Consider the following 12,333-nt stretch of genomic DNA (forward strand, 5'->3'; position numbering starts at 1 on the left):
GGGTCTACGAGCCGCCGGTAGTAGCGGTCGAGGAGCGCCAGTGTTGAAGGCTCGCAGTGCGCGCAGGGAAGAGCTCGCCACAAGGCCGTCGATACTGCAGATCAGGCCGGACCCCTTGCCCGGGGGCGGCAGCGGTCCACTTCACCGCCGCGCCCCGGTACGGCCGATCTCCTGATCAGAGCACGGCGGTGTGCCCCGCACCGTACACACTGCGCCAGCGCGCGAGGGCGGGAGCGGTGCGTGAGCCGACCACGGTGTCGGCGAGTGTCGGGCCGAGGCGGGTCATGGCAAGCACGACACCGACGAACGGCGAGTCGAGCAGGGCCTGCGCCACGCGGTCCGCGGCCGGATCGCCGTCCTGGTGCAGAGCGTGCCAGTCCCGCAGGTTCGAACAGGCCAGGCAGAAGGAGTCCCTGCGGCCCCTGACGAGATCGGGCCGGTTGAGGCCGAAGACACGGATGGTGTGTTCGCCCTTGTCGGTGTGATGATGGTACTCACCGCTGTGCAGCATCAGGAACAGGTGCTCGGCGGGGTCCTCGGCGGTCGGATCGACCAGCAGGCAGGCGCCGTTGGCGTCGAGCGGGTACTGGTCCCGTTTGACGTTGCTGTTGCAGAATGAGCAGGCGAGTAGATGGTTGTCCCACACGAAGGCACGCAGAGGCGCCACCTTGAGGGGCTGGAAGTGGTCTATATCGGTGCCGCGGCTGTCGTCGCAGTACATGCACCGCACCGCACCGTGCGCCATCAACTCCAGCAGGTCCTTCACGCGCCGCTTCGGCGCGACGGCCGCACTCCACTCGGCGCGCGCGGCCGCGGGGCTCGCACCTGCGTCCCGCACCCGGCTCGTCCATCGGGTCAGGAGCGTCTGTGTGCGGGCGGGGGCGGGCACGCGCTGGAGCGGGATCACTGCTCCGGCTCCAGCCGCGCGGCGACTTCCGCCACCCTGCTCTGCACGGAACTGGTCAGCAGACGGCTCAGCTCCCGGTACTCGGCCACCTCCGCCTCCGAAGCGGTCCCGGCGTACACCTTGCGTTCCAGTTCCACCAGCCGCCGGCGGTGTTCCTCGGCGCGGCTGGAGTACGGGGTGTCCAGGCCGAACAGTTCGGAGAGCACCGCGTCGTCCGCGCTGCCGAAGACAACCCGCCGGTAGAGATCCCTGTCCACCACGGCGGGCGGCTCGTTCTCGTCCCAGCCGGGCAGACGGATCAGCGTGTCCTCGTCGGCGGCCTGGCAGATGTAGGGGCTGTGGCTGGTGACGATGAACTGGACATTGGGGAAGTGCTCTCGCAGCCAGTCCCCGATCCGCCGCTGCCAGGTCACATGGAGATGGGTGTCGACCTCGTCGATCAACACGACACCCGGCTGCAGGACGGTGACGCGACCGCCCTCACCCTGATACACGTCCAGCCGGCCGTAGGCCTCGTGGATGTGCCGCGTGATGTCCAGGACCAGGGCAGCGACCGTCCGGTACCCGTCACTCATAGCGCGCAGTGGGAAGCCAGTGTCATCTTCGCTGGTCGACACCCACAGCCCGTCGGCTGACACCCCGTTGACCTGAAACTCGTTGGGCATGAGGCCGTCACTGAGCAAGCTCAGCATGATGTTCAGCAGACGCGCGGCGGTACCCGACTGCGTGTCGCCGCGCGTTCGTTCGTCCAGCGACCGGTGATGGAGGTCGATCAACCAGCCCACGCTCTCGCCCAGGGCGGCGTCCTCGTGGAAGAGCGTGGCCAAGTGGCTGGCCACCCGCTCCTCGCGGGCATATCCGCTGGCCAGGCCCCCTGACAGCCGCCGGAATGGCCCGTATCCGGCGCAGAACCATCCTGGGGCGGCAGGCGACCACGGGCCGTTCTCGACGGCCTCGGCATCGCTGAGCCCTGGCGTAAGGATGCTCGTCGGCCGGCGCCCCGACCCACGAGGCTTGGCCAATAGGGCCTTCCACATCAGGGCCAGCCGGAGCTCTTGCGGCGGAATACCGGCCGTCTCCAGGCCAGAAAACTCATCGACCTCCGTGTCGACCCGGACATCCACCACGACCTGTCCGCGTTCCGCATCGCGGGAGACCATGCCCGTCACACCCGCGTTCAGGGCCAGCGTGGTCTCCGGGCCGCACAACGCCAGAGCGATCGCCTGCAGCAGGGTCGACTTGCCGGAGCCGTTGCGGCCGGCCAGGACAATCCAGCTGCCGCGTGCCGGCAACCTCAGGTCCACGCAACGCCTGCCGCTGAAGCCTTTGATGTCCGTGAGTCGTACCCGTGTGACGTACACCCGTGCTCCGTCTTCTTCCCTGTCCCGTACAACGCGCCCGCCCGGCACACACGCACGAGCATGCAAAGGCATCCAGCCGCTCACCCTCTCACGAGGCCGAGGCCTCCAGGGCCGGCGCCGCCCGTCCGTTCGCAGGATGCCGCGCGCTGCAGCATCGTTGCCCGGCGACCTACAGGTATACCGATCTGTCCGAGGGACCAGCCCCTGCTTCAGACTGATCCACGAGGCGGCCGAGAAACTGGCCCCCGGCCTGCAGGCCATCGTCTGCGACCACGTGGCGGGGGGAAGGACCGGCCGCCGCTATGACCGGGAGCGGCGGCGGGGTTGAGAGGATGCCCAGGTGACGGAGCGCATCGAGCAGATCTACGACCAGGCGATCGCCGAAGAGAAACTGAAGGGCGGCACCAAGTACGAACGCCTGACCGCCATTGTCTTCAAAATCCTCGACGACAGCGGCCTCGTGGTCCACGACGTGAAGCTGAGCGGTGACGGCAAGGAGGCATCCCACCAGATCGACGTCAGTGCCGGTTACCACCAGGTGCAGCAGCGTGTGTTGGTGGAGTGCAAGGACTACGGCAGCGAAAGCGTCGGGATCGACATCATCCGGGACTTCAACGGTGCTCTGGTCCAGCTCCAGCCGGTCCAGGGCATCGTGGTGACGACCACACGGTTCACGTCCGGGGCATGCGCATACGCCCGTGACGAAGGCATCGCGCTCGTGCAGCTGAGGCCTTTCACCGACCACGACTGGAACGGACGGGTCAGAGCCGTCCACATCGCGGCTACCGGATACACCCTGGGTGAGCCACACACAACGTGGGAGGCCACCGGCCAGGTCAGACCGGCGCCTGACGGAGCAGACGACAGCACCGGCAGGGTTTCTGTGCACGACGTCGCCTACTATGACGCGTCGGGAGCAAGGCAAGGACCGCTGTATTCGCTCCTGGCCCCTGGCACGCCGAGCTGTCCCGTGCCACGCCATCGGACGGCTCCACGGACACGGTCACAGGACACCACCAACTCGAGCATCCGGTCTGGCTGAGGCAAGGGCATCACCTCGTCGAGGTCACCGGCTTCGTCTGGACCGCGCCCGTCGTGCCCATCGACCTCGATCTTCACGTCACCGCCGGCCGTATCGCCGATCTCATCGCCCATGCAGTCCAACTGCCCGCCGCGATGACCCTGACGGAATCCCTTGCCACTGCCCTCGGATCACCCGGCACCGTGATCTTTCATGACCAGCTTGCACGCTGGAACGTGGACGACGACGGCGTCATCACACCGCGGCCGCTGACCTGAACACACGCAAACCGGCCCCGGACCGCTCGTGCTCCGCGAGACGAGATGGCCCATGATCTGGGTGACCGGAGGGAACGGGCGATCGAGGCACTGGCGCGTGATGCCGGCGCGGCGCGGGACGCGATGGACGATTTCGCTGCGATCAGGCAGGTGTCCAGTGGCCGCATCGATTCGGTGACGTGAACTGCTCCGAAGACACACAGCCTCAAGCCCATGCACGGCAAGCACGAGCACCTGCGGCGGCCGCCGAGGGCGACGTAAGGCTCACGTTCCGCCACGAGTTCGAAGTTCGACCAAGCCACGGGGGGCGTGCCCGGGGCCTGGGGGCGCTGCAAGGCGCGGCGCCGGAATCAGAGCGGGGGAGAATAGGCCAATGCGATATGAGTGGCGACGGTCCCTGCGCCCCCTCGCCGTCCGCCTGGACAGCGAGCCTGATCCGCTCGACGCCCGTCTCGAAGCCGATCGTACGGTGGGTCTGGACGAACTTCGGGACGTGCCGGTCGTCGTGGTGCTGGGGGAGCGCGGCGCAGGCAAGTCCGTGGCCCTGGAACAGGAACACGCCCTGCTCCGCGAGGAGGGCGTACAAGCCGCACCCCTTCTGCACTTGGGCCAGGACGTCTTCGACCCGCCGTCCGCGCGCACCGCTTTCGACCAGCGCCTGCACCAGTCGAAAGGGCAGGTGCGGCATGTGCTGCTGGACGGGCTGGACGAGGGCATGAGCGACATCCCCGGTCTCGATAAAGTCCTCCTGCGCCAGCTGCGGGATATGGAGCCGTGGCAGCGTGAGGGTCTGCGGCTGCGGATGACCTGCCGTACCAGCCGCTGGTCCGAGATTCTGGAGGGCGGACTGCGGGAGCTGTGGCCCCAGCCCGGCCAGGTGGTGTTGATGACGCTCGCTCCGCTCAGCCGGCACGACATGCACCGTGCGGCCGAGCAACGGGGCCTGGACGCGTCCGCCTTCGTCGGGCAGATTACCGGCCGCGGCCTGCAGGCTCTGGCTCAGCAGCCGGTCACCCTGCACCCCCTGCTGGAGGCCCAGGCACGAGGGGAAAAGCTCCCCGAGACAGTGGCCGAAGCCTACGACCAGGCGTGCCGCACGCTGTGCACGGAGACCTGGTCCCAGGACTTTGCCCGGCGTCAGACACGGCTGGCGGTGGACCACCTGCTGGAGGTGGCCCGCTGGACTGCCGCCGCCCTCCAGTTCAGCCGCAGTCCGGCCCTGACGGACGGCGAGCCGACGGCGGGGGAGGAACTGCACCTCGACAGTCTGTCCGGTCCAGGCGTTCCCGGCCTTGTCCTCGAACCGGTGTGCCACCGCCACGAACTGCTGCACCTGACCGAGTCCGCTCTACTAGCGCCTGTGGGCAGACGCCGCTGGGTTTTCGCCCACCGCAGCTATCAGGAACACCTGGCGGCGCAGTACCTCCACGCCCGGATCGCTCCCGCCGTACGGGCCCAGTTGCTGTGGACGGGCAGCGGCTCCGCACGCCATGTACTGCCGGAGCACCAGGAGATCGCCGCGCGTCTCGCGGTCATCGACGAGGATCTCTTCGAAGACCTGCTTGCCCATGAGCCTGTGGTGCTGCTGCTCGCCGATCTTCCTGTCCTGCCGGATGCACAGCGTCAGCGGGTCGCCCAAGCCCTTCTCGACGAGGTCGTCCGCGACGGCTTCGAGCGCCTCGACTACGCGCTGCTGCAGAAACTGGATCATCCCGCTCTCGCCGAACAGCTCAGGCCCTTCCTCGCACCGGGGACACACCCCGAACAGATGTACCTGGCTTTGTGGATCGCCACGCAGTGCCACCCGGCGGGTTTGGCACCCGATCTGCTCTCGGTGGCGCAGGACACCGCATTGCCCGTGCGGCTCAGGTCCTTCGCCCTGCACGCGCTGGACGAGGAGTACCCGAAGGACGACGAGACGGTCGCACGGCTGCGCCTGCTGGCCGTCGACGCGAAACCAGACATCGTCGAGGCAGCGTTGGAGCAGCTATGGCCACAGCATCTGACGATCAACGAGTACGCCGACCTCTTGCCCGTCCGGCAGACGCTGACCTACAAGCTGCGGTTCACGCACATCGAGATGCTCACCGACAACAATCTCGAAGACGCCCTGACCTGGTCGGTCACGACCCTTAGCGAACGCCGCCCCAAAGCACTGATCGCTCTGATCCTGCTGGCCCAGGGCATTTACTTCCTCGGCCAGGCGCAGACACAAAGCCCGAGCCCGGATTCCCGCGAGGCGCTGGCGGGCCAGGCGCTGGCCGCCGTGGCGAAACAGCCCGAGCTGTCCCACCCTGTCGAAGCCCGCACCGCCTTCGAGTACCTGCACAACGCTTTGGACAGCGCCCCCGCTCTGCGCCGCCGACTCGCCGAGCACGTCCTGCACCACAGCAGCCCAGACCACGTCCTGCACCTCCTCTTCACCACCCCTGACGTGGGCTTGTTCCCGGACGAGGACCTGCAGTACTGGGCGGAGCGGTGGCTGGATCTCCCGCCAGAGGTACGGCGCACCGCCCAGCCGCTCTTCAGCCGCCGCCCCCGGCACGAGAACGAGCCGCTGAAAACAGCCGTCGAAACAGCCCGGCAGGCGGATCAAGAACTCCGCGATGCCACCGCATGGTGGGACGCCCCGCCTCCTGAGTGGCAATTGCGAAGGCAGAAAGAGGAAGAAGAACGGCAACGTAACAACACCTTCGACGAGGGCCGGTTCATCGCCGCCCTCGATGCGGTACAGGCGGCCGGCCCGGACACCGTGCGCGTGGCCTGGCTCGCCGTCCTCCTGGACCACCTCCAACGGACCAGCGACGGCCGGCCGGCTGAAGAGACTGCACCGCTGGGCATGGTCGCCGCAGCACCGACACGCCCGCTGGCGGACAGCACCCTAAGCAAGAAGCTGACCGCGGCCGCCCGGCACGTTCTGGCGACAGCACCCGCGTACACAGCGCGTCACGTCACTGCCTGGGGCACCGAGTGGGGCCATGTCCCGGAACTGTCCGCGGCCGCGTTCCTGCCGGCCGGCGAATGGGAGGCGGCCGCGGGCACGGACGCCGGCCGGTGGGCGGGCTGGGCACTGGCCCTGGCCACCATGCAGCCGCCTGAACAGGACCGGGCCCTGCACAGCAGGCTGTTCGAACAATCCGCCCGCCACGCGGGAGCCGCGTTCACGGCCGAGCTCATGGCGTGCCTGGAGCGCTTGGAGACCTACCGGCTCGCTGAACTGGTCCAGTTCCTGCACGCACACCAGGCGCGCGATGCCGTCGGCCTTGTGCGGGACTGGGCCACGGCGCCCGGCCGTGCAGACGCAGCCTGGGCCGCTGTGGTGGTCACGCTCGTCGGCCTCGGTGACGACACCGCCCAGAGCCTGCTCAAGAGCACGGTGGAGACCGGCCCGCCCCGCGACAAGCCGATGGCAGATCCCCAACGGTGGATCACCGCGGTTTACACCCTCCTGCCACGGACGGACCTGCACGAGCACTGGCCCCACATCCGCCGGGCATTCGACGATCTCCCGCTCTTCCACGCCCTGACCGACCGCATCGCCTCCCTCGGCACAGGCCACTGGCCCGCAGGCGTGGAAGGACTCGACGAAGCAGATCTTTGCGACCTGTACGAGCGCCTGTGCGCGAGAGAAGAACTCAGCCAGCCCCGACCCGAGTACGAGCCGGGTGTCGCCTACCGAATCACCAGGCGAGACACCCTTCACGACCTCGCCGACGCCCTGCCCCAGCTGATCGCCAGCAAAGGCACCGCCCGAGCCGCCGACCACCTCACCCGACTCGCCGCGTCAACCTCCCGCCACCCTGCCCGGCTAGGACGCCTGGCACGCCGCGCCGCCCGCCAGGCAGCCCAACGTCACAGCCGCCCGCTGTCTGTGCACGAGCTGAGGAAACTCGCAGCCGATCACAGCCTGCGCGTGGTCGCCGACGAGGTGCACCTCCTCGACGTCGTCATGGAGGCCCTGGACCGGGTCCAGCAGGCGCTGTCGGGCCCCAACGGAATGGCCATCCTGTTGTGGAACCGTGCTGCCGCGGCGGGCGATGCCGTGATGTGGCCGATGTGGGAGGAGGACTTCAGCGATCTCGTCATGGGCTTGCTGAAGATCCACCTCGGCGGGCAGCGTGTCATCCTCAACCGTGAAGTCCAAGTCGACCGCCCCGGCACCGGGGGAGGGCGCACCGACATCCACATCCAGGCAGCAGACCCCTCCCGCCACACCGAGCCCTTCACCGTGATCATCGAATCCAAGGGCTGCTGGAACCAGGAGCTGCCTACGGCACTCTCCGATCAGCTGGTAGCCCGCTACCTGCGCCGACCCCGTACCGCAGGGATCTTCCTGGTCGGCTTCTTCGACTGCGACCAGTGGAGCTCATCGGCACGGCGGCGCTGCTCACCCCGCCATACCCGGCAGCAGATCACGCACGAGCAAGAGCAACTGGCCGCCTGGCACGACGTCGCGGTCCTCGCCAAAGTCCTCGACTGCAGGCCCCCTGGCGTCCAGACAGACTGACAGGACAGGCTGCACAGCCAGTGGACCGGCCTTGTGGCTGTGATCGCGGCAGGGGTGATCGCTCTCTTGGTGGCGGTGGTCCACTGGCTGCTCGTGGCAGCTGCCGTCACCGTACCGGCCGGCGTCGTCTGGTGTCGCCGGAGGGCGGAGCACATGCGCTGGGAACAGGCCCGGGCGCACGCCCTTCGTTACGGCCTGGCCCAGCTGGGCGCCCTCTCCCGCCAGCAGTTCGAATTCGTCGTGCGTGACCTGATGCGCCGGACGGCTGCACGGACGCCGTCCAGGTCGGCGGGCAGGGGGGATCTGGGCGCGGACGTAAGTGACCCGCTGGGGCGTCGATGGTGATCCAGTGCAAGCACCGCAGTGGCGGCAAACGGGGTGCCGCCACCGTGGGGTACCCCGGAACTGCAGGTCCTCAACGGCACGGGCCGGACGGTCCACAGGGCTGACGTGGTGGTGATGCTGACCAACGGCAGGATCATCCAGCCCGGCCGCGACTTCGCCCGCCAGCAGCGCCTCCACCTCGTCGGCCGCCAACTGCTGGGAGCCTGGGCGTCACAGGGCCGGTCCCTGTGGGAACTGCTGTCCGCGCTTCCCGCGCCCCACAGGCCGTCCTCCCTCTCCTGAGCGGATCTACTGAAGGCGCCGCCACCGCATGCCGCAGGCCCTCCAGGGAGCAATCCCCTCCGTATGACACTAAGTTGGGCAGCCCAGCAGATTGCGGGCCGGATGTCCGAGCCCTGGTGCAGGATGGGGGCACTGCGCTCCGCCTCCGCGCGGGGAGCCAGGGTCGGCTGCTGCGTCATTGGGGGGCGTTCGTGTTCCAGCGTCATCTTCATCGTCACGATGACGTCAATCTGGTGATGTCCGCGCTGGGGGACGATCCCAAGTGCCTGCCGGTCCTGATCGCATTGGGTGCGACGCTACGCCAGGACGTGGCTTCGGCGTTGCGGGAGGTCATCGCGACCGGGGCGTGGCAGGGCGACTTCCGTGTCCGCAGCGCCGCGGCCCACTGGCGTGACGAACCCCGCTTCCACGTCTTCCTCGACCACGGCCTCGAAAAGCGGCGCAACCGCGGTCCCAAATATGAGCACCTGAACGCCGCTCTGCTGACGTTTCCTGAGACCCGTGCCGCCCTGTACCGGGTGAGCGCGGCGGAATGCCCGCAGCACTGCCGCACGGAGACCGGCACCTTTGCCGAGGACCGGCATGTGGATGACTACCGTCAGGCACTGTTCGGCTGGTACGCCGCCATCCAGCACGCGCACGCCTGCGTCGTGAGGGCGGCGCGCTGGTTCGCGAACGCACAACCGCCCGAGACCCGCCGGCCTGAGGCCTTCACCGACTGGATGAGCGGAACCCGGCGCCGACGCATCAGCGGTACCGTCCAGGAGACGGAGCCGGCCGCCCAGCGCGCCTTGCAGGAAATCATCCTGATGATGCACGCCTGGAGCCCGCACACCTTCGAAGCTATCGACGTGGCCTTTCAGAAGGCGGAAGGAGAAGACGCATCTCACGCTTGGGGCGGCAGCTTCGAGCCCGCTGGCCGGCCCGAAGCCCAGGCGGCCGCGGAGGCACTCGCGAGCGTGCTTTCCCCGCAGGAACGCCAGCATGTCCGGGATGTCATTGACGGCATCGAGACCGACGACGAGTTCCGCGACATGGACCTCGCGAAGGACGGCACGCTGCCCTGCACCAGCGACCGGCACCGCACCTACGGTGCTGGCCCCGGTGAGCGCGAGGACTGCGCCACGGCCCGAGGCCGCGTGTACGAAGAGGCCTCCCAGCCCTGGAGTGAGGGCGTCGACCGCGAGGCCGACGCTGCCCGGCTGGCCCGGTTCCTGCTCGGACCCCGTACCGACCGAATCCAGGCCGCCCTTGCCACGGCCCGGGCCGCCGTTGCCCGGGAGACCGCCGAGAGGGTGCCGCAGGTCTGGCACGACAACACCGAAACGCTCCGGGAAACCCGCGAAGCCGCAGGACTCGATCTCAACGACGCCGCCGGCCACCTGGGCATCAAGCCCGCCACACTCCAGCGCTTCGAACAGGCAACCGGCAAGCTCCCCGGACGGCCGGTCTCCCTCGGCTACCTCCAACTCATCACCCTGACCTGCACCCAGGCGGGCCGCACCGCTCCCGCCTGCATCCCGCAGGCCATCTCCCAGCCGGTGATCTCACTGCCGACCACCCTGTAAGACGCCACCGCCTCACACCCCTGCCGCCACTCCACCACTAGTGAGGAACCCCCGTGTTCGAAGAGGTACATCACCGGCCCTGCGGGCGCCCCACCAAGTCCGGCACTCCCTGCCGTGCGCAGTTCTCAGGTCCAGGCTTCGCCTGCAAACTGCACACCACCGACCACGAAAAGGCCCTCGTGGAGGCATACCGGCAGGGCCTTGAGACCGGCCGGGCGCAGCAAAGAGAGTGGAGACAACGCGCAGAGGCCGCACAGGTCGAACACCTTGAGCGCCAGATACGAACCCTGCGGGAAGAACTCGACGCCAAGAACCGCCGCTTCGAGGTCGATGGCGACCAGGCCGTCACCGTCGACGGCTACGGATACCGCTGGAGCGGCCCCGGCACGCTCGAAGTCGGTGACCGTGTGCTCCTGCCCGAGAACTACGTCAGCGCCCTGCGCCACGGCCCAGGCCCCTTCCCCGGGACCGTGACCGAACTGGGCACCACCTACACCGGGACCCTCAGCACGATCATCTCCCTAGCTCCCGCCATCCCACGGCAGACCGGCTGAAACCACCAGCCCAAGGCGCCAATCCGAATCGACCAGCGGAGGTCTTCCGTGAAACGCGAGCGCGCCACCACGCTCCTGAACGACATGCTCGACCGGCTGGAGGAGGGAGGCTGGCCGCTGGACCTCGTCGACGAGATCCTCGTCTTCGGCTCCTACGCACGCGGCGCACTGACCCCCTCGGACGTCGACCTGGTCGTGGAGCACCGCAGGGACGATCGTCTCGCCTCCGAGTTCCTTCACGCCCTGTCCTACGGCCGCAACCCCTCCGCCTCGATGAAGGGCATAGCCGCGGCCTGCAGATCCACTTCGGAGAACGCAAGACCCTCGAAGCGGAAGGATTCGGACTGACCCCGCTGTGGACCCGGGACGAACCCGTTGCCGCTGCCCGCGTCCGGCTCGCCGCCATCACCCCCGACCCCGCGGCAGGCCGGGCCCCACGCGACCACATGATCGAAGCCTTCGACGGCATCGACCGCTGGGTCCCGCGCCCCGTCCGCATCACCCTTACGGAACTCGTCGACCGCAAAGCCGCCACCATCCGCCAAGTCCAGCTCCCCGACGTCCAACCCGCCCGCTCCGCAGCCCACGAGGGGAGCGACACCAGCCCGCTGCGCTGCGCCGCCGCAGCCGTCCTCGCCCATTTCGAAGCCATGCGCAGGTCCGCAGTTGCCCAGTTAGCCCCAGGTCACAGGGTTGATGATCGATCACGGCTTGCCGGACAGCCTGCTGCTCAACCGTATGGAGAACCTCAGTTCACCCATCCGGCGCCCGCGCGGCTGGGCCACGAGTGCTTCATGCCCGTCTGCCAGCCATCTCGCCCACCAGTTGTCGACGGTCTTGAGCGAGACCTGGAACACCGCGGCAACATCCTCGCGAGCCCTGCCCGCCGCCAGCGCAGCCGCGTGCTGTCGAAGGGTTTCTTGCGTCGAAGGCGACAACTGCCGCGTGCCCCCACCCGTTCACTCGCAGAGGGATCGACGACTCAAAGAACACCCGCCGTCTCGGATCAATGTAGGTACTTTTGCCTACCGGGCAAGATCACAGTTGTGCCACGGGTGTCGATTGCGTGTAGTGAGCATGGATAATCTGTGCCAGTCGCCTCGGTTCCTGCCGTTCTGGGTGATGGGGGAGCCGCTTCGGGGACTCTCTCCGCATTCTGTGCCGCGCGTGTGCACGATCTAGCTGGGCTGAGGTGATCGGTGAGGAAGCTCAAGCGCGGGCATTGGCATCAATGTCAGTGCTCATGGGGTGTGCGGCGAGAGGCGCGTCGATGGAGTGGTCAATCGGTCGTTGATCAGCGCCTGTTGGGCGAAGCTGAAGAGTGTTTTCGCGATGGGTCCCCCGAGGTTCCGGTCTGCTGCGGTCGTGTCCGACCGACCACAGAAGAGGTGCCCCGTCCAATTTGTGATCTTCGTCGGCAGCTGCAGGGCTGAACCTCACTCTAGGTAAGAGGCTCCGGGCTGGCGCAATGTGAAGGTTTAGTGATTAAGTAGTGTCGACTTCGAGAACG

General features: G+C 68.0%; 12 protein-coding genes. 9 read left to right on the top strand and 3 right to left on the bottom strand.

The genetic code is table 11. The features are described from left to right. Positions 1 to 175 precede the first annotated feature (175 nt). On the bottom strand, positions 176 to 838 hold the full coding sequence (locus ACWEN3_RS04135) for a hypothetical protein (RefSeq protein WP_452965399.1): 663 nt from the start codon (positions 836 to 838) through the stop codon (positions 176 to 178). 65 nt (positions 839 to 903) lie between these two features. After that, on the bottom strand, positions 904 to 2,268 hold the full coding sequence (locus ACWEN3_RS04140) for an AAA family ATPase (RefSeq protein ID WP_452965401.1): 1,365 nt from the start codon (positions 2,266 to 2,268) through the stop codon (positions 904 to 906). Positions 2,269 to 2,608: 340 nt separating this feature from the next. Between ACWEN3_RS04140 and ACWEN3_RS04145 the strand changes: the two genes are divergently transcribed. The 9 genes from ACWEN3_RS04145 (at position 2,609) to ACWEN3_RS04185 (ending at position 11,171) form a co-directional block, all read left to right on the top strand. Then, positions 2,609 to 3,310, top strand: coding sequence for a restriction endonuclease (locus tag ACWEN3_RS04145; RefSeq protein WP_452965403.1), 702 nt, complete (start codon positions 2,609 to 2,611; stop codon positions 3,308 to 3,310). Between the two features lie 53 nt (positions 3,311 to 3,363). Beyond that, positions 3,364 to 3,567, top strand: a complete 204-nt coding sequence (locus ACWEN3_RS04150; RefSeq protein ID WP_452965406.1) for a hypothetical protein — start codon at positions 3,364 to 3,366, stop codon at positions 3,565 to 3,567. Positions 3,568 to 3,612: 45 nt separating this feature from the next. Next, the gene (locus ACWEN3_RS04155) at positions 3,613 to 3,750 is read left to right on the top strand and encodes a hypothetical protein (protein ID WP_452965408.1); all 138 of its coding nucleotides are present in this window, start codon (positions 3,613 to 3,615) and stop codon (positions 3,748 to 3,750) included. Positions 3,751 to 3,940: 190 nt separating this feature from the next. After that, on the top strand, positions 3,941 to 8,074 hold the full coding sequence (locus ACWEN3_RS04160) for a hypothetical protein (RefSeq protein WP_452965410.1): 4,134 nt from the start codon (positions 3,941 to 3,943) through the stop codon (positions 8,072 to 8,074). Between the two features lie 33 nt (positions 8,075 to 8,107). Continuing rightward, positions 8,108 to 8,419 carry a hypothetical protein gene (locus ACWEN3_RS04165; protein ID WP_452965413.1) on the top strand — a complete coding sequence of 104 codons (312 nt, stop codon included), beginning with the start codon at positions 8,108 to 8,110 and terminating at the stop codon, positions 8,417 to 8,419. Positions 8,420 to 8,437: 18 nt separating this feature from the next. Beyond that, the gene (locus tag ACWEN3_RS04170) at positions 8,438 to 8,701 is read left to right on the top strand and encodes a hypothetical protein (RefSeq protein ID WP_452965416.1); all 264 of its coding nucleotides are present in this window, start codon (positions 8,438 to 8,440) and stop codon (positions 8,699 to 8,701) included. Positions 8,702 to 8,892: 191 nt separating this feature from the next. Then, on the top strand, positions 8,893 to 10,269 hold the full coding sequence (locus ACWEN3_RS04175; RefSeq protein ID WP_452965418.1) for a helix-turn-helix domain-containing protein: 1,377 nt from the start codon (positions 8,893 to 8,895) through the stop codon (positions 10,267 to 10,269). 53 nt (positions 10,270 to 10,322) lie between these two features. After that, positions 10,323 to 10,823 (top strand): hypothetical protein, encoded by a 501-nt coding sequence (locus ACWEN3_RS04180; protein WP_452965420.1) that lies wholly within the window; start codon positions 10,323 to 10,325, stop codon positions 10,821 to 10,823. Between the two features lie 48 nt (positions 10,824 to 10,871). Next, a complete protein-coding gene (locus tag ACWEN3_RS04185; protein WP_452965422.1) occupies positions 10,872 to 11,171 on the top strand; it encodes a nucleotidyltransferase domain-containing protein in 300 nt (99 codons plus the stop codon). Between the two features lie 356 nt (positions 11,172 to 11,527). On the opposite strand, the gene ACWEN3_RS04190 is transcribed toward ACWEN3_RS04185, so the two are convergent. Then, positions 11,528 to 11,761, bottom strand: coding sequence for a helix-turn-helix domain-containing protein (locus ACWEN3_RS04190; RefSeq protein ID WP_452965424.1), 234 nt, complete (start codon positions 11,759 to 11,761; stop codon positions 11,528 to 11,530). Positions 11,762 to 12,333: the final 572 nt, after the last annotated feature.

The sequence above is a fragment of the Streptomyces sp. NPDC004561 genome (assembly GCF_053602155.1).